Source organism: Leptolyngbya sp. PL-A3 (assembly GCF_039962325.1).
In the GTDB taxonomy this organism is placed as follows: domain Bacteria; phylum Cyanobacteriota; class Cyanobacteriia; order Elainellales; family Elainellaceae; genus Vacuolonema.
On sequence record NZ_JAMPLB010000001.1, the window covers coordinates 68,025 to 85,709 of the forward strand.

At 51.0% G+C, this 17,685-nt stretch carries 18 protein-coding genes; 7 read left to right on the plus strand and 11 right to left on the minus strand.

The features are described from left to right. Nucleotides 1-124 precede the first annotated feature (124 nt). Nucleotides 125-1,180 carry an adenosine deaminase gene (locus NDI52_RS00255; protein WP_190771336.1) on the plus strand — a complete coding sequence of 352 codons (1,056 nt, stop codon included), beginning with the start codon at nucleotides 125-127 and terminating at the stop codon, nucleotides 1,178-1,180. 186 nt (nucleotides 1,181-1,366) lie between these two features. Further along, on the plus strand, nucleotides 1,367-1,843 hold the full coding sequence (locus NDI52_RS00260) for a thioesterase family protein (protein ID WP_190771337.1): 477 nt from the start codon (nucleotides 1,367-1,369) through the stop codon (nucleotides 1,841-1,843). Between the two features lie 223 nt (nucleotides 1,844-2,066). Here NDI52_RS00260 and NDI52_RS00265 read toward each other — a convergent pair whose 3' ends face one another. Continuing rightward, nucleotides 2,067-2,612 (minus strand): cell division protein SepF, encoded by a 546-nt coding sequence (locus NDI52_RS00265; RefSeq protein WP_190771338.1) that lies wholly within the window; start codon nucleotides 2,610-2,612, stop codon nucleotides 2,067-2,069. A gap of 455 nt (nucleotides 2,613-3,067) precedes the next feature. Between NDI52_RS00265 and NDI52_RS00270 the strand changes: the two genes are divergently transcribed. Both NDI52_RS00270 and NDI52_RS00275 read left to right on the plus strand, forming a co-directional pair. Beyond that, complete coding sequence (locus tag NDI52_RS00270; protein ID WP_190771339.1) at nucleotides 3,068-3,310, plus strand: hypothetical protein; 243 nt, start codon at nucleotides 3,068-3,070, stop codon at nucleotides 3,308-3,310. A 51-nt stretch (nucleotides 3,311-3,361) separates the two neighbouring features. Further along, nucleotides 3,362-3,565 (plus strand): hypothetical protein, encoded by a 204-nt coding sequence (locus NDI52_RS00275; RefSeq protein ID WP_190771340.1) that lies wholly within the window; start codon nucleotides 3,362-3,364, stop codon nucleotides 3,563-3,565. A gap of 139 nt (nucleotides 3,566-3,704) precedes the next feature. Here NDI52_RS00275 and ureG read toward each other — a convergent pair whose 3' ends face one another. The 5 genes from ureG to NDI52_RS00300 all read right to left on the minus strand — a co-directional run bounded on the left by ureG (nucleotide 3,705) and on the right by NDI52_RS00300 (nucleotide 7,289). Continuing rightward, entirely contained in the window at nucleotides 3,705-4,313 is a 609-nt protein-coding gene (gene ureG / locus NDI52_RS00280) for an urease accessory protein UreG (protein WP_190771341.1), read from the minus strand. Nucleotides 4,314-4,790: 477 nt separating this feature from the next. Further along, a complete protein-coding gene (locus tag NDI52_RS00285) occupies nucleotides 4,791-5,492 on the minus strand; it encodes an urease accessory protein UreF (protein ID WP_348250378.1) in 702 nt (233 codons plus the stop codon). Then, nucleotides 5,476-5,928 (minus strand): urease accessory protein UreE, encoded by a 453-nt coding sequence (gene ureE, locus NDI52_RS00290; protein ID WP_190771343.1) that lies wholly within the window; start codon nucleotides 5,926-5,928, stop codon nucleotides 5,476-5,478. The genes NDI52_RS00285 and ureE overlap by 17 nt, the downstream gene beginning before the upstream one ends. Before the next feature lie 223 nt (nucleotides 5,929-6,151). Continuing rightward, nucleotides 6,152-6,457 (minus strand): hypothetical protein, encoded by a 306-nt coding sequence (locus tag NDI52_RS00295; protein ID WP_190771344.1) that lies wholly within the window; start codon nucleotides 6,455-6,457, stop codon nucleotides 6,152-6,154. Between the two features lie 502 nt (nucleotides 6,458-6,959). After that, nucleotides 6,960-7,289: a YbjQ family protein gene (locus NDI52_RS00300; RefSeq protein WP_190789459.1), complete on the minus strand. Its 330-nt coding sequence runs from the start codon at nucleotides 7,287-7,289 to the stop codon at nucleotides 6,960-6,962. Nucleotides 7,290-7,437: 148 nt separating this feature from the next. On the opposite strand from NDI52_RS00300, the gene NDI52_RS00305 reads away from it, so the two are divergent. Continuing rightward, the gene (locus tag NDI52_RS00305) at nucleotides 7,438-8,556 is read left to right on the plus strand and encodes a tetratricopeptide repeat protein (RefSeq protein WP_348256310.1); all 1,119 of its coding nucleotides are present in this window, start codon (nucleotides 7,438-7,440) and stop codon (nucleotides 8,554-8,556) included. Nucleotides 8,557-8,618: 62 nt separating this feature from the next. Here the strand turns inward: NDI52_RS00305 and NDI52_RS00310 are convergent, their stop codons facing one another. The 5 genes from NDI52_RS00310 to NDI52_RS00330 all read right to left on the minus strand — a co-directional run bounded on the left by NDI52_RS00310 (nucleotide 8,619) and on the right by NDI52_RS00330 (nucleotide 14,359). Then, nucleotides 8,619-9,251 (minus strand): hypothetical protein, encoded by a 633-nt coding sequence (locus NDI52_RS00310; RefSeq protein WP_190770310.1) that lies wholly within the window; start codon nucleotides 9,249-9,251, stop codon nucleotides 8,619-8,621. A 107-nt stretch (nucleotides 9,252-9,358) separates the two neighbouring features. Further along, a complete protein-coding gene (locus tag NDI52_RS00315; protein ID WP_190770311.1) occupies nucleotides 9,359-10,594 on the minus strand; it encodes a type II secretion system F family protein in 1,236 nt (411 codons plus the stop codon). A 293-nt stretch (nucleotides 10,595-10,887) separates the two neighbouring features. After that, complete coding sequence (locus tag NDI52_RS00320) at nucleotides 10,888-12,000, minus strand: type IV pilus twitching motility protein PilT (RefSeq protein ID WP_190770319.1); 1,113 nt, start codon at nucleotides 11,998-12,000, stop codon at nucleotides 10,888-10,890. A 102-nt stretch (nucleotides 12,001-12,102) separates the two neighbouring features. Next, nucleotides 12,103-14,106 (minus strand): GspE/PulE family protein, encoded by a 2,004-nt coding sequence (locus NDI52_RS00325; protein ID WP_190770312.1) that lies wholly within the window; start codon nucleotides 14,104-14,106, stop codon nucleotides 12,103-12,105. After that, on the minus strand, nucleotides 14,099-14,359 hold the full coding sequence (locus NDI52_RS00330; RefSeq protein WP_190770313.1) for a hypothetical protein: 261 nt from the start codon (nucleotides 14,357-14,359) through the stop codon (nucleotides 14,099-14,101). The genes NDI52_RS00325 and NDI52_RS00330 overlap by 8 nt, the downstream gene beginning before the upstream one ends. A gap of 315 nt (nucleotides 14,360-14,674) precedes the next feature. Here NDI52_RS00330 and grpE point away from each other — a divergent pair, with 315 nt between their 5' ends. Both grpE and dnaK read left to right on the plus strand, forming a co-directional pair. Beyond that, nucleotides 14,675-15,361: a nucleotide exchange factor GrpE gene (gene grpE, locus NDI52_RS00335; protein ID WP_242035903.1), complete on the plus strand. Its 687-nt coding sequence runs from the start codon at nucleotides 14,675-14,677 to the stop codon at nucleotides 15,359-15,361. A 178-nt stretch (nucleotides 15,362-15,539) separates the two neighbouring features. Next, nucleotides 15,540-17,531, plus strand: a complete 1,992-nt coding sequence (gene dnaK / locus NDI52_RS00340) for a molecular chaperone DnaK (protein WP_190770314.1) — start codon at nucleotides 15,540-15,542, stop codon at nucleotides 17,529-17,531. Nucleotides 17,532-17,685: the final 154 nt, after the last annotated feature.

The window sequence follows — 17,685 nt, forward strand, 5'->3', positions numbered from 1 at the left end:
ACGGTCATTTTTTTAGCACAAAGCCCCATTCTGTCTACGTTCTCAACGTTTCAAGATCGGCTTCGTTGTGTCAGCTTCCAGAGATAACCGTTTATTCAATCCCTAATTTTCTGAGAGGTATTTTGTGGCTCTATATGCGGAATTGCACCGTCACTTGGGGGGCTCCGTGGTTCCCCGTGTCCTATGGCGTTATTTTCAGCGAAATCGACAAGATTTAACCGAGCGGTTTACCGCTTATCCGGATTTTGAGGAATTCTATACCCGTCCCCGCAACACGTTAGACGAATACCTGGAACTCCATACGATGGTGGAGAGTGTGCAGACGGAAGACACCCTTCCCTATTTCATCTACCGTTTGATGCGGGGTGCCTATGTGTTCGAGAACCTGGCGTACCTGGAGTTGCGCTATACTCCCTTCCTTCGAACACCGGAACATCTGGAGCAATCTGAACGAATTGAGCTGATGGGCCAGATTGTCGATATCGTCGGCAAGTCCAGCCAGATTGGGGAGTACCCCATTGTTACCAGCCAAATCCTCTGTATGCACTCGCGCTTGCCCTACGAGGTAAACAAGGCCATTGTGGACTTGGCAGCGCAGTACCCACAATATGTGTGTGCAGTGGATCTAGCGGGTGGAGATGCTCATTATCGCGATCGCCTCGACGAGTTTATTCAACTCTACGACTACGCGCGCTCCCTCGGTCTCAACACCACAGGGCATCTGTACGAGACGACCGAAGGCTGTTACCCCGAACTCCTGCCTTACCTGATGCGGATTGGTCATGGGATCCAAATTCCGTTGCTCCATCCGGAACTGTTGCCTCAGTTGGCCCAGCAAGGCCAGTGCCTAGAGGTATGCCCCACCACCTATTTAAAGACGGGCACCTTGCAGGACTTGCATCAACTGAAGTTGGTGTTCGATCGCTGTTTTGAAGCTGGGGTAGACATCGCCATCTGTACCGACAACGCTGGGCTGCACAACGTGCGCCTGCCATTTGAATACGAAACCCTGCTAACCCACGACATTATCAGCTTCCAGCAGTTGCAAGCCTGCCAGGATGCTGCCTTCCGCCATGCCTTTGCCTGGAAGTACGAGCGTCGGCCTGAGCGGATTCTCAGCAGTATTTTGCATCCGGAATCCTTAGGTGACGAGGATGTTGCAGTGGGAGCTGATAGGTAGGTTCATTGATCGTGGATGCAGGCCGCGATAATGAATCTCAATTTTTCCAAATTCCATTTTGTCGCTGCAACGTGGCGACAAAATGGAATTTTATTCGATAGCAAGTCCCTAAACAAATATCTATGTCATAACGACCCGATTCTAGTCACAATAGAGAATGCTGGTTTTTTGGATTGAGCGATCGCCATGCCGTTTACCTATCAACGCACTGTCCGCTTTCAAGACACCGACGCTGCGGGGGTGGCCTATTTTGCCAACATCCTCTCCATGTGTCATGAGGCCTACGAGGCATCATTAGGGGCAGCAGGCATCAACCTCAACCAGTTCTTCTGCTATCCCCGGATTGCGATTCCTATCACCCATAGCACCATCGATTTTATGCGTCCGCTCTTCTGCGGCGACGATATCAAGATCTACACCACCCCCAAACAAATTAAGGATGGTGAGTTTGAGGTGGCCTATGAAATCTATGTTATTGAAGTTGTCGATCGCGGGGTCAAAGAAGTTCAGGAATCCTGTGCGGCACGGGCCTTTACGAAGCATGTCTGCATTGACTCTGCAGCCCGAGTACGAACATTCATTCCTGATGAAGTCATGAAGTGGTTGGTCAAATGGGGTGACGCCAATCAGATTGCCGCCATGGAAACGGATTTGTTGCTATAAGCTGGTTAGTCTTGGTGAATCAAATATAGTGAAGCCCTTGCAGGGACGTTGCATGTAACGTCCCCGCAAGGGCGTTATATCCTAAAAAAATCTCAGTTCGGGATAAGCTGAAGTGCTCAATTTGGCGTGCGCAAAGCGCACGCCAAATTGAGTGTTTTCGAGTGCCGCGCAACGCGCGGCACTCGAAAACACACTTAACCCGAACTCAGGTTAAAAAAATGAGTTAAAAACCTTGCGGCTGAATTGGAAAATTTGTGCTTGCCCAGGGGGAAACACCCGGTGGTGTTGGCTGGGCCAGAACCGGCGTAGCCGAAGGCGGGGGTGGTGGTGGGGGAACTGAATAGCTGCTGATTTGCACGTTGTTCGGGGTGAACAGGAAAATATGTTCTCCTAGACGTTCCTGATGGCCATCAACGGCAAAAGCTCCACCGGCAACATAGTCTGCTGCCCGTTGAGCCTGCTCAGGTTCCATTAACCCCAGATTGAGCACAACAGATTTTCGCTCTTTTAAGGCGCGTACCGCTTGAGGAATTTCTTCGAAGGAACGGGGTTCCATCAAGAGGACCTCTGGATTACCTGAAGGGAGACCGGGCATACCCACGACGTTGCTATTAGGTGTGGTTGGGTGGCGACGACGGGAAGCTCCAGCCGGGGCTTGCGGGGGGTAGACCTCTGGGTAGGACTCCCCTTCGTAGCGGTACTCCTCGTCATAAGTGTCTTCGTACTCGCCAATACCCAGAGCGTCTTGAAGTCGTTGGAAGATACTCATAACGACGCGTCCTAGAACTAGTTCATGTGTTCTATTTTAGCGTGTGTTTTTCAGTTCATCCAAATTCGTTGCAAATTTTGGCATAGAACCATAAAGGTTTCTGCCGCAAGGTAGTACTACCTCTCGATACAAGGACGTTCAGACCCCCATATCAACAGGTCTGGAACTTAACGAGTTGTTCGAAGTACTAATAAACACGCTGTGAGAGGTACTCTACACCTTGCTCAACACACTGGGCATTCTCCCTAAGTAAGAATTGTGCTCGAATTTCGTGGGTTGTGACGCACATCACAGGAAATGCTTTGTTCTGTCACCAGCGAGGACGCTTCTGCGTCACGGGATAATCCCTGTAAAATCACCATCTTTAGGGGGGTTCAATCACCTGATCAGGCGAAGTTTCACGGGATAGTAAACATAACGAAACGAGAGTTCCAAAACGTCCTGAGAGGTGTATCGTGACACAGCAGAAAGCCCCCCGTAAGCCGCTCCGTGAAATTACTCCAACTTATTGGCGTCGACTAATTGAAGCCGGAATTCCCGTCGATGCAGCTAATGCGATCGCCTGGGCGATCGCCCGCTACGACGCGGCTCACCGTAAACCGAGCTACCGCCAGAAGCAATTGCTTCATTACTATTGCCCGTTGATTTGTCGGGCGGGGCTGTGGCGATCGCACCTCCTACTTGCATCACTGGCCTAAAACCCACGCCGACCCCATTGCAACGAAAACCAACTGTTTAGGGAGAAAACCATGTCTTCATCTGTGACCGTCCGTGAATTTGCTCTAGCCCAAGCCGCTCTGGAACATGGCGTTTATTTTCTGGAGTTAGGAGCTGATCAGCGGGCTGCTGCTTATTTCCGGTTCGCTGCTGAGCATTTGCATGGACTCTCCAGCCAATTACTGATTGCTGATGGTACAAGCCCCTTGAAGCGTCAGATTGCTCGTGAACAGTAATTGTGGGCACGCATCCGGCCATCGTAATTTTGGGGCTGATGGAATGACCAAAAGATTTGAAGTGGGGGATGGATAACCATCCCCCACTTCACGTTACTGGCATTCATTTTGAATGTGCTTGACACACGCAAAATGGATGTCACCGCACCAATTGACCCATGTGTAACTGGATAAACTCCACGATGCTGGGTAAGCCTTCCTCCGTTTTTAGGTTGGTGAAGACGAAGGGCTTGTCGCCACGCATTTTCTCTGCATCCCGCTGCATGACCCCCAAATCAGCTCCTACCATCGGAGCCAGATCAATTTTGTTGATAATGAGCAGGTCAGAGCGGGTAATTCCTGGGCCACCTTTACGGGGAATTTTGTCGCCAGCCGCTACGTCGATGACGTAGAGGGTGAGATCGACCAGTTCGGGGCTAAAGGTCGAAGCCAGGTTGTCACCCCCGCTTTCCACAAAGACCAGATCGAGATTTTGAAACCGCTGCTCTAATTGTTCGAGGGCTACCAGGTTAATCGACGCATCTTCGCGGATAGCAGTATGAGGGCACCCTCCTGTCTCGACCCCAATGATGCGATCGCTTTCCAATGCCTGATTACGCACCAGAAACTGAGCGTCCTCCTGGGTGTAAATGTCGTTGGTGACGACTGCCAGGTTGAGGCGATCGCGCAACGTTTTACATAACCGCTCCACCAGAGCGGTTTTCCCTGACCCCACTGGCCCCGCGACTCCAACACGAAATGGTTGCATAGATTTCTTTGAGAGGCTGATAACGATGTCGGCAATGACCCTGCATTCTACCGCAGCCAATTTGAGAAGTGGTTGCGATCGCCCCCCCTCAAAACCTTGAATTTCCGTTAAACTATCTGGCCAAAAACCACCGATTTATAAAGTGTCCGAAATTGTACGGATTTTGCTGTGGAGCCGTCGAGGAGTATTTGCGTAACCATTCAACCACCAGGTTGCTGCATCCTAAGGAGTCTCTACCCACTATGGAAGCGTTCGGATTTTTTCAACTTCCCTTTGCTGCGACGACTGAGCCCTCTGTGAATTCTCGCGCCTCTAATCAGAAGCCCCAGCCGTCTCCTAATACTCAACATTCCGCCACAGAACAGCCGAAGAATCGATCAATATCCCAGGATGACATTACAGAAATGGCCAATAACCCCGTGTTTTGGATGATGCCATAGTAAGTTTTTTGTATGGCTAGCCCACCAAACCAATGCTCTAACTTCGATAGAGGCGGGTGTAAAGGGTTTCGTGATTCATGCTGGCGATCGCCACACCCCATCCACAAGCATAAAATTCTTCCGGGGCAAGTTCCTGCACCTCAGTCGCCACGACTTCAAGCACAGCCGCGAGGCGTGCCAGCAAAAGCTGCCCTTTCGTTTGTCCTAACGGAATGAGCTTTACGCCACCGGTAATGAGATTAGTAGCCCAACTTTGCAGGTAACTTACGACTGCGGCATGACAATCAATGTGCCAGTGTTGGGCTGCAACTCCATACGCGATCGCAAAGTTGCAAGGCTCACCTATGGCCTTTAGGGTTGGTGCAAGGCTGGGTTCCAGTTCTTGAAGAAGACGTTGGAGCGATCGCCCCATCTGCCAGCTCTGCTCCCGTAGTTCACTTGTTTCTCTCAGAGCTGACAGCCAATTGTTCCACTGCTCTATAGCAGTCATATCTTCATTCTGAAGGGCTCGCATAACCTGAGCTACGATGGCTGCTTCCAGCCGTATAGCTCCCTGCTGCAATTCTGCAATGATCCAGTTTTCCAAAGCTTCTACTTGGCAGAGCACCCCATCCTGAACCAGGGTTTCTAACCCTTCAGAATAGGTGTAAGCTCCCACAGGTAAGGCAGGACTGGCCAACTGCAGCAAACGCGACAATGCGAGCGAGTTAGTGGCAAGCGAATTAGTGGGCATGGGCATGACGATGGCTGTGACCGTAAGCTCCTGTTTCCGGATGGAACGGCTGAGTTTCCTCAACCACGCTTAATCCCATCTGTTGCAGCATAGATTTCAGCACTGAATCTGGGGAGAGTCGTAAATAATGTGGGGTCACTTCCAGGGAGACATGGCGGTTACCCAGGTGATAAGCGGCTCGTAACAAATCCAGTGGATGTTCTGTTGTCACCGTCATAACAGGCTCAGGTCGAGCACTGACGCGCACCCATTCTCCAGACTCAGCCTGTAATAGGTCGCCGTCCTGTAGGACGGTGCCCCGGGGAAGCTGCACATAAAACGAGTGCCCATCTTCTGTGGTGAAGTGATGGCGCGATCGCGTTCGCTCCTCTGCAGTCAGGGCTAGAACCAGGGCGGTTTGCGTCGTTCGGTTGGCGGGATGCCGTTGGGTTAGCACTAGCATGGCCAGGCTCTTGGTCTACAGGTTATAGGACATTGGTTTGAATAACCGTAACATGAGGTGGCACAGTGCAAAGCGCTGCGCCACCTCATGTTACGGCCTGACCAAGACTCAGACTATAATCCTTTGCAACAAGCCTTGCGCATTCGTATTCCGGGCCAGGTGTAACCTGCTTCACAATACGAATGCGTAAGTCACAGCAAGTACTGATTCTGTGAACGGTTACTTATTCGAGAAGCTGATTAAGTTTCTGAATATCTGGATTAGTTTGCTGCTGCTTGATGTGTTGATACGTCTGGGCCAACTCCTCGGCAAAACGTTCCTCGATGGCCTCGGCTTCTACCCGGGTGGGATAAGCTGTGTAAATCGCTGTGCCAAGTTGTGAACGGAAGAGCGTCGTTGCCAAATCTTTCAGAAGCATGCGGTCGACATGGGGGCAGAACGTTTCAGCCGCTTCAGCTTGCCGAATTTTCATTTCAGCCTTGTGGCGAATGAATGCCCGAACGGGATAGGAGCTATTGGTGAGTTCCATAATCTTTGTTGTGACGTGAGGGGGACTTTTGGGGTTTGGATAGGGGTTTGCGATAGCATAAGATTCCTTATGCATTAACACAATCCATATGCCTAACTAAAGAAGCTATAAGATTACTTTATAGCGTATCCAACATCATTACCCCGCGTCGTCTATCTTATGGGTCACCCATAAAATAACCTGTAATTGTTTTTGAGAGAGCGGCTTCACCCCTTCCCAAAAACAATTGTTTCCAGGGACAATCTGCTCTGAAATACAGCATTCTCCGCTCTAGTAGGCTGCGGCCTAAGTTCGCAACCTATGTTTTTGTGTAGGGTGCTTCGCACCCTACACAAAAACATAGGTGATGGATTTCCGCCTCAGCGTACTAGTGAGGTGCAAGAGGATAGGACGAAGTTCTACATCCTCTCGTACCTTACTAGAGCGGAAGGGTTATCTCTTAATAGAAGAGGGCGGCTGTAGGGCACTACTCCCTTCTACAAAAGGCCTATCAGTGGCCAGATTAGCCTTGAGTCCGTACAGCAGTTCCTGTGGCCGTAATTAATAGCAATACCCCTGTTTCGTCCAGTTTAATTGTGCCTGTAGAAACACGAATTCCAATGACAGCATTTGCTCCTAGTTGAGCGGCTCGGCGTTCTAGCTCAACCAGAGCATCCTGTTGACCCTTTTCGAAAACCCGCTCATAGCTAGCGGTTCGGCCTCCAATAATGTCGCGAATGCCGGCAAAAAAATCGCGAAGAGCATTACTTCCGTAAACTACTTCAGCGGTCACGATACCGAGATAAGCATCGATTACGGATCCCTGAAGTACGTCAGTTGTGGTTAAGATCATAGGCTGGATCTCTATACGAGACAGTTTTTTCTAATTGAACCGGATCGGGTTGCATCCGAAGAGAATGAATCGGATAATTTCACGTTCACTGGTTTGATGTTGTGTCTGATTGGAGAGTAGTTCAGTGAATCGGCAAACGCTTCTTACTATGGGAGTAGCTCTGGGCGGATGGCTTCTCCTGCAGCCTCCTGTCCTGGCTGCGGCCCATGAGGCTGTTTCGAGCACCGACCCATCTGGCGATGTGTTGATGCTGGCTCAGCAGCAGGGTTCAGGGAACCAGCAGACGGGCCGCCAGGTCAACGAATTGTTACGTCAGGGTCGTGACCTAATGCAACGGCGCAATTATGCCGAGGCGGTACGGATTTACCAACAGGCGGCAACACTGGAGCCTGACAACGCTCGTATTTTTTCAGCCATTGGCTTTGCCTATGTCAGCCTGAACGACTTTGAGGAAGCGATACCCGCCTATGAACAGGCGATCGCTCTAGAGAATGATAACTCTGATTTCTATTTGGCCCTCGGGTTTGCCCAGGCCAACCTGGAGAATTATGACGCTGCTGCGGATGCTTACCGCCGCGCTACCCAGCTACGCCCCAATAATGCTGATGCTCAGGTTGGTTTAGGTGTTGTACTGGCTCGCCAGGGTAAATATGAGGAAGCTCTAGAGGCTTATCAGAGCGCTGGAAGTCTACAACCCAACAATGCTGTAATTCAAGATGCCATTGGGGCTGTTTTGATTCAGCAGGAGCGTTATGACGAGGCAGTTACGGTCTTACGTCAGGCCGCGAATCAAAATCCTCGTAATGGCAGCGTTTTTGTCAATCTAGGGGTAGCCCTTCTAAACGCAGGGAATACGCGGGAGGGTCTAGATGCTCTGAAGCGAGCTTCTGAGCTGGAGCCGCGTAATGGTCGCATTCTTCTGCAAGTCGGTGACGTCTACCGGGCTCAGAACAATCTGGAGCAAGCGGAGTCCTACTACAACCGTGCAGTTTTGGTGCAGCCCGATCTCACAGAGGCTCAGGCTGCCCTTGGCAATATCCAGCTTGAACGGGAAGACTATCTGCAAGCAATCCTGACCTTCCGCCGCTGGACCGAAATATCGCCCAATAACGCAGACGCGCACTACAACCTTGCCTTGGCACTCGATGGGCGTGAGCGTCGGCAGGAGGCGATCGCCGCCATGGAGCAGGCCCGCTCCTTATACGAAGCGCAAGGAAACTCGGAAGGGGTTGCCCAGGCTGACGAACATCTTGATGATTGGGATTAACAATAGCCTGATAAAGAAGAAGCGGGGTGCTTAGCACCCCGCTTCTTCTTTATCAGCTTCAGCTAGAACCCTTCCCCTATCTCACCCCACGTGTCATCGGATAATGGTAGGTAGGAAAGATCGTCTGCCTCTTCAATCAGTTCAGGTTCTTCGGCATCAGCCACATCAACCTGCTGGATCACAAAGGGTAACCCTGCTCCCCGCAACCCCCGCCGAATACGTTCTGGGGTGTCGGGAAAAATCACGAACAATGGGTAGGTATCTTCTGCCGCCTCATTCAGAATGTGCTTGTAGCGGTGAGGCATCACCCACTCATAGTCACGATTCAAGAGCATTTGCGTGTGGCGCCAGCGACTCAGTAAATCTGAGAAGTCCTCTTGGGGGCGGTGAATGAATACGAAAATCTCAGAGCCCGTTTTAATCTTCCACTCCGGGTCACACATGAGGATGCCCACATCACAGGGCAGCAGCACCGTCTCGGATGTTTTGACGGTGGCCACTCCCCCATCCCCCGCTAGATTCGTGTGGCGAACTCGAACCACTGGCAGGGGGATGGTAATGACACTGTCGCTGGGGCGGCGCATACTCGGCACCATTTCCAGGTAGGAGCGGTACTGCTTGAGGAGCGCGATCGCCCCCTGATGGTCGCAGTACTCCGCCAGCAACTCTTCATATTGGGATTGTTTAACCGTCATGTTGTAGGGCTCCCTAAAAGTGCCGGTTATGAGCTTGGAACAGATCCTAAAACCCGATTCCGCCGCTGTTCATCCCTCATGTTGAGGAGATTTAATGGGCTAAGATTTTAACCGATTGCGTCCATGACCTTAAACATCGGTAGATACATCGCAACCAGAATCGAACCAACCATGCCCCCCAGGAACACAATCATGATGGGCTCCATAACGGAGGTTAGGGCTTTTACCGACTGTTCTACCTCATCCTCATAGAAGTCGGCCACTTTGAACAACATGGAGTCCAGTTCCCCGGTTTCCTCCCCAATGCTGATCATCTGGATCGCCATGATAGGAAATACCTGCTCTCGCTGAAGAGCCATGGTAATCATGCCACCGGTTTGCACTTCTCTGCGGGCAGAATCAATCGCATTGGCAACCACCTGGTTTCCCGAGGTATCTCGCACAATTTCCAGCGATGTCAGGATGGGTACCCCAGAGCGCGATAAAGCACCAAAAGTACGGCAGAAGCGAGCCGTTGCTGTTTTTTGAATCAGGTCACCAAACAACGGCATCTTGAGGAAGAACCGATCCATGGTTTCCCGGCCGACCCGAGTTTTGTAGTATTGGCGGTAAGCAAAGACCAGAAGGGCTACAACCGCAATTAGCGTGATGGAATAGATGGGAGTTCGCAAAATTGCGCTGATGTTTAGCATGATTTGGGTAAACATAGGCAGCTCTGCACCCAATTCCTCAAACACATTAGCGAAGGTGGGCAGCAGAAAAACGCACATCCCGATGAAAACGGAGACCGCAATCACGCCTACGGTGATGGGGTATGCCATCGCAGACTTAATTTGGTTCTGCAATCGGGCGATATCTTCCAGAAGCTTAGAGAGACGGTTTAATACTTCATCGAGTACCCCGCCCACTTCTCCAGCCTGGATCATGCTGACATAGAGACCATCGAAGCACTGGGGGTGCTTGCGCATGGCATCCGATAGGTCAGTCCCCTGCTGCACATCTGAGCTAATTTCTTGAAGTGCTTTCTTCAGCTTAGGGTTGGGGCATTGATCGGCTAGTACTCCCAAACCTCTTACCATGGCAACGCCTGCATTTACCAGGGAGGCAAATTGCCGCGAGAAAATCGCTTTGTCCTTCACGCTCACGGACGCGAAGGCCGTACTAACTTCCTTCATATCGAAGTTATTGATGGTTTCCATCAAGCTTCGATCCTGGTTAATTTCCTGCACGAACAGACCTTGCGATCGCAAGGTAGTCCGAACATCCGTCGGAGTTTCCGCCGTTACTTTACGTCGGACGGGGTTACCTTTAGCATCTCTGGCACGGACAACATAAGTAGGCATAGCTCTATCACAAGCAGAAGTAAAACGAAGAGTGGAAATGTGAGGCTATCGAGTGGGTGAATTAATGAAGCGACAGCAGGACAGGATATTGGATGCCTCCATAATAGCCACAGGGTTTAAGGTAGAAAATAAATCCTGGGCTTTGGGCTCTTTAAAAAACAAAAAATTAAAGTTGAACCGCTAACTGTTTTACGTTCACGAAGAGATAGAGCCCTTTCCTGATGGTTGGAGATGTCCCCAACGGAATCGGTTGCTTTTCGTGCGCCAAGCACACGAAAAGCAACTCTTTAAGATTAACGGGATTGAACGGCTGGACGGGCCCCTGGGCCACCAGCTCCAGCCATCAGCCGCTGCAATTCATCAGGGCGAGAGGTCTTTGACATTGCCGCTTCAAAGGAGATCTGGCCTGCCTTATACATGTCGGCTAGAGCCTTCTCCAGGGTAATCATGCCCAACTTACCGCCGGTTTGAATCGCAGAATAAACCTGAGATGTTTTTCCTTCCCGAATCAGGTTGGAAATAGCAGGGGTTACGACCATGATTTCTTGAGCCATGATCCGCCCAAACTCGCCAGGCTTAGGGTTCTTCTTGGATACCAGGGTTTGACTGAATACCGCAATCAGCGAGTTGGAGAGCTGTACACGAACCTGCTGCTGTTTCTCGGCAGGGAACACGTCAATGATCCGGTCTACCGTCTGGGCGGCAGAACTGGTGTGCAGGGTGCCCATAACCAGGTGACCGGTTTCTGCGGCAGAAATTGCCAGAGAAATGGTTTCTAAGTCCCGCATCTCACCCACCAGTACAATGTCTGGGTCTTCCCGCAGCGCGGCTCTTAAAGCGTTGGCGAAGCTCTTGGTATCTTCGTGCAACTGACGCTGGTGAATCAGACTTTTAATCGGTTCGTAAACGAATTCGATTGGGTCTTCAATGGTCAGAATGTGTTCAGCCCGGGTGCGGTTGATCAGGTCGATCATGGCCGCCAGAGTGGTCGTCTTACCGGAACCCGTTGGTCCTGTCACCAGAATCAGACCTCTGGGCTTTTCGGCCATTTCTCGCACAATGTCGGGCAAACCCAGTTTGTCAAAGTTGGGAATTTTGGAACTCAATGCCCGGAGACAAGCTGCATAGGTGCCCCGATCCTTATAGACGTTGACCCGGAAGCGCGCCAACCCTTTCACGCCGTAAGAGCAGTCCAACTCCCAAGTCTGTTCCAAAGTTTTCCGTTGGGTGTTGTTGAGCATGCTGAAGATTAGACGCTGACATTCTTCTGGGGTCAGCGGTTCATCTCCAATGGGGGTCAAGTGACCGTTAATTCGGAAATAAGGGGGTACTCCAGCCGATAGGTGCAGGTCAGACCCTCCCATTTCGATCAATTGCTCCATCAGGTCTTCAATCATCAAATCCATGGGCATGGGATAGTCTCCTTCAGCAAATACATGGGTTAGTAAAGAGCAACGAAACCAAAGATTCTATAGCCGATTGCAAAGCCACGCAAAGTTCAAGGAGGATTAATCCTGGAAGCGTGGTGTTGTGCAGAAGGGACAATCTAACCACTCGGGTCTCAGTTCCGCCGCACAATTTCGACAGGTGAGTGATGTTTTCCGTTTCGCCTTTAGCTCCGACTCCAAGCCGGTGTCGGTAAAGGTAACTCGTTCGACCTCTTCTAGGGTGGTTGCACCCTGGCGTACAAGGTCCAGGCTGTAGGCTAACAGGGTCTTCATGCCCTCATCAACGGCTACTTCCTTAATCCGCTCTGTTGGAGCGCCTTCTGTAATCAAGGTTTGCAGTTGTTCCGTCACCCGCATGACTTCGTAAACGCCACAACGGCCCTTATAGCCAATTCCTCGGCAGGCTGAGCACAATGTGTTGTTGCTTTTCGCTGCCTGAATCTCCTCCACTGATAGAGAATTAGCTCGGTAGAAGGTAATCTCGCCATCACGGGATGCCGACAAGCCAAAACGAGCCAGTTCTTCTGGGGTGGGGTTGTAGGGAATGCGACACTCGGCGCAAACCCGACGCATTAGACGCTGAGCCAACACACCAATCAGAGAGCTGGATACCATGAAGGTTTCTACGCCCATTTCTTCTAAGCGGGCGATCGCACTGGCCGCGTCATTGGTGTGCAGTGTTGTTAATACAAGGTGCCCCGTTAGCGCCGCTTCGATAGCAGTCTTGGCGGTTTCCTTGTCCCGAGTCTCACCCACCAGAATGACGTCTGGATCTTGTCGTAGGAAGGCTCGCAGAATTGAGGCAAAGTCCATTCCTTTTTCCCGAATCACCTGTACCTGGGTGATCCCAGGCAAGGAATATTCAATCGGGTCTTCAGCAGTACTGATGTTTACGCCTGGGCTATTACGCTCTGCCAGAGCCGAGTACAGGGTAGTCGTTTTACCCGAACCCGTTGGCCCTGTTACCAGAATCAGACCGAAGGGACGGGCGACCATTTCCTGCACAATGGTTAGGGTGTCAGGATCAGTGATGAGCTTGTCTAGGCCAAGCTGAGTGGCTGAGTTGTCGAGGATCCGCAACACAACCTTTTCTCCGTAACGGCTGGGCAGGGTGTTGACCCGGAAGTCGACCTTGCGACCGTCAAAAATTCGACGAATCCGGCCATCCTGAGGCATCCGACGTTCGGCAATATCCAGGTTGGAGATAATCTTGAAGCGAGCGGTTACCGCCGGAATAATCTTTTTGGGCAGGGGATCAAAGGCTTCCCGCAGTACCCCGTCTTTGCGGAAGCGAATCCGCAGGTGTTCTTCCTGGGGCTCAATGTGGATGTCAGATACCCCTTCTTGTAGGGCTTTTACCAAAATCTTGTTAACCAGAGCGATGACTGGAGCTGCCTCTGCATCCTCCAGAGCGACGTCCAGGTTGGACTCAATATCATCGTCCGGCTCTTCCAGGTCGAGGTAATCCAACCCTTCCAGGTCGGCCTTCACATCAACTTTGGATTGTTGTTCAAGTTGCTTTTGCCGCTCGACCTGCTCATCTAAATACTCAGAGATGATGCGCTGGTAGTCTTCGGCTGTAATAACCATGCGCTGTAAGGCCAGCCCCTGAGGCCGCAGAATGCGGTTGAGATCATCCTGAGCTGCCAGGTCATCGGGATCGACCATTGCAATCAGGGCGGAGGGGGGTTCTCCCTCTGTCTTCGACACAGGAACGAGGCGATACCGCCGACACAGGTCGACGGGGATCAGGGTGTCAATCAGTTGACCTACCTGGGCCGTGGAAATCTGACTGATCTCGGGGTCAAGCGATTCAACCCCGTAGAGAATCTTTAGCTCAAATAACTGTTGCTTCTTATACTGACGCAGCAGATCAGGGGGGAGCTGCTGGCCCGTAATCATTTGAAGAACGTCGGTTAGGGGTCTACCCGTTTTGCGGCTCTCAACCAGCGCCTGCTGCATCTGCTCATTATTGACATAACCCGACTGGATGAGCTTGTTGCTGAAGGGGGAGAAGTTATGCTGAACAACCAGCGCGCGGCGCTGCGAGGAAGAGTTAGCCATGGTTAATCCAGTGTTTCTGTTTCAGTCGTAGATTGAGTATTCCCGCAAACATAAAGGTTTGATAACAGGAAGGCAAAATTTCGTAGAACCGATCCCGGGGAAGATGGATTTGATGGAAATAATAGTTGATGATAGGTAAACTTTCCGTAAAGATACTGGATCGCCCCAAGTCTAGGGTTAACCGTTGCGGAATCGGATAGCCCAGTCCTGGAGGCCGGAAGAATTTGAGCTTAAAAGGCAACCTTAGCTTCATAAATATGGTTGCCAGATCGCTGGGCGATCGCAAATCTATGCTTAAAACCCTCCTGAAATCGTTAAAATCAACAGATAGTTAGATTCGACGCCAGTTTGTGGGTTTATGCCGACTGTTGGATGTCAATAAAATCTTGTCAGTGAATACCTTGTCAGTAAAATACCTCAGTAGGATAGGCTTGTACGAGTGTTCGCTGTCAGCAGCGATGCATCTTATATAACACAGGCCAGGTTGAGTCGCTAACCGCAAGACTTATGTTCGGGTAGCGTCTGAGGTTTGTTGCAAGAGAAGCCAGTCGAGGAGATGGAGCAAGGCATGATGTCCGATGGAATTGAAGAGATGCAGGCTTCGGAACAACAGACCATTTCCCAGGAAGGAAGTGGGGCAGATGTTGTTTCGGTTGAAGATGCTGTTCCAGTTGAAGGCAGTGAAAATTTAGGCTCTGATGCAACTGGGGAAACCACGGGTGGAGCCAGTGCGGAAGAGTTGCAGCAAGAAATTGCCTCATTGCGGGCTCAACTGGACGACCGTACAACTCAATTTATGCGGATTGCGGCAGATTTTGATAACTTCCGTAAACGCACCCAAAAAGAGCGGGAAGACCTTGAACTTCAGGTGAAGTGCTCGACAGTGATTGAGATTTTACCTGTGGTGGATAACTTTGAGCGGGCGCGATCGCAAATTAAGCCCCAGACGGAAGAAGGGCTTTCAGTTCATAAGAGTTATCAGGGCGTTTATAAAGATTTGGTCGACCGTCTAAAGCGCATTGGGGTAGCTCAAATGCGTTCTGAAGGTCAGGAGTTTGACCCTAATTTTCATGAAGCCGTTCTTCGAGAAGCTAGTGCTGAGTACCCCGAAGGCGCTGTGATCGAAGAACTGGTACGGGGGTATACTCTGGGAGAACGTGTCCTGCGCCATGCCATGGTGAAGGTTGCAGCAGCGCCAGAAGATGGTGGATCTACCGCTCCAGAATCTAGTACTTCAGAAGCCTCGGAAGCGTAAGTTCTGGTTAAATGCCCCTAATTCATGGAAAACCATCAGAAACTTCATCAACGTTGCTAAATTTAACGAGCAAATACTGATCGCTTTCCGAGCATTTGCGGAATACTTGCAAGAAATGAGTTCAGTTCTGAGGGGCTCTGTACTCATTTCCCCCTGAACAACTTATCGGCGGCTGAATATGGGAAAAGTCATTGGCATTGACCTGGGTACAACAAACAGTTGCGTTGCTGTGCTGGAAGGCGGGCAGCCAGTTGTCATCGCCAATACCGAGGGTGGACGAACCACACCCAGCATTGTAGGCTTTGGCAAAAACGGTGAACGTCTCGTTGGACAGCTTGCAAAGCGGCAAGCCGTTACCAATGCTGAAAATACCATTTTTAGTATTAAGCGGTTCATTGGGAGACGTTGGGACGATACCAATCAGGAACGGAGCCGTGTTCCCTACGTTTGTGTACGGGGTAAGGATGACACGGTAGATGTTCAGGTTCGGGGGCAAGGTTACACTCCGCAGCAAGTTTCAGCCATGATCCTGCAAAAACTCAAGCAGGATGCCGAAAGCTATCTCGGAGAAGACGTGACTCAAGCTGTGATTACGGTTCCGGCTTACTTCACAGATGCTCAGCGACAGGCAACTAAGGACGCTGGTACAATTGCGGGCCTCGAAGTGCTCCGTATTATTAACGAGCCTACAGCCGCTGCTTTATCTTACGGGCTGGACAAGCAAGATCAGGATCAAACTGTACTGGTCTTTGACTTAGGAGGTGGAACGTTTGACGTATCCGTCTTACAGCTCGGAGATGGCGTGTTTGAGGTGAAGGCGACCTCAGGAAACAACCATCTCGGCGGTGACGACTTTGATAGCGCGTTGGTGCAGTGGCTTATTAATACCTTCCGTGATCAAGAAGGGATTGATTTGGCGAGCGATCGCATGGCCCTCCAGCGTCTGCGGGAAGCAGCAGAGAAAGCCAAGATTGAGCTTTCTAGCATGCTGACAACCTCCATCAACCTGCCCTTCATCACTGCTGATGAAACCGGGCCAAAGCACATGGAGATGGAGCTGACCCGTGCCAAATTTGAAGAATTAGTCAATGACTTGGTGCAGGGTACGATTGAGCCTGTAAGCCAGGCACTGAAAGATTCGGGGCTTGCTGTTGACCAAATTGATCGGATTCTTCTGGTTGGTGGCTCAACGCGTATCCCTGCCGTCCAGGAAGCGATTAAGAAGTTCTTTGATGGCAAAGCTCCTGATCGCTCGGTTAACCCTGATGAAGCGGTCGCATTAGGTGCAGCCATTCAAGCTGGGGTGTTGGGCGGTGAAGTAAAAGATTTGCTCCTGCTCGATGTGACCCCGCTTTCCCTGGGAATTGAAACCCTGGGTGAAGTGTTTACCAAAATCATTGAGCGGAATACAACGATTCCGACTAGCAAAACTCAAACCTTCTCTACGGCTACCGATGGCCAGACCTCTGTAGAAATTCATGTGCTACAGGGTGAGCGCGCCATGGCGAAGGACAACAAGAGCTTAGGGAAATTCCAGCTAACGGGTATTCCGCCAGCTCCTCGGGGTGTTCCTCAAATTGAGGTGAGCTTTGAGATTGATGCTAACGGTATTCTCCAGGTGGGCGCCCGAGATAAGGGCACTGGGCGTGCTCAAAGCATCCGGATTACCAATACGGGTGGCTTGAGCGATGCTGAAGTGGATCGGATGCGTCAGGAAGCTGAGCTCTATGCTGAGGAGGATCGTCGTCGTCAGCACCTGATCGAGCTGCGTAACCAGGCTGATGTCTTGTTTGGTAATTACGAAACGACTCTGCGGGAAAATGGTGAGTTGATTCCCGAGGAGTACAAGGCACAAGCGATGGAGCGAGTGGCAGAACTGCGGGCTGCGATCGCCGATCGTACAGTTTCCGTTGATGACATGAAGCAGCGCATTGATGCGTTGCAGGCCGCTCTCTTTGCCATTGGCGCATCTCTATATCAGAATGCCACCGTGTCTCAAGACACCTCGACCGATTACGAATACGATCCTGTCCCTGATGCGGAAGCTACCGCAATGTGGAATAACGGCCAGTATGAGGATGAGGAAACTCGGACGCTGGAAGATTTCGACGAGAGCTTCAACTTTGAAACTGACGAGACCGTGACGGCGGACTACGAAGCCGTTGATTAATTGACATCTAAATGAGGATGTTTGGAGAGTCCCAAGAGGGGTCAATGTTTCGTGCGTCTAGCGTACGAAACATTGATGTGTCAAAGGCTTTTGAAGCAAGGATTAGGTTGACACTGGGCGGTTGATTTCGGGGAAACCGTAATTCTCGCGGATT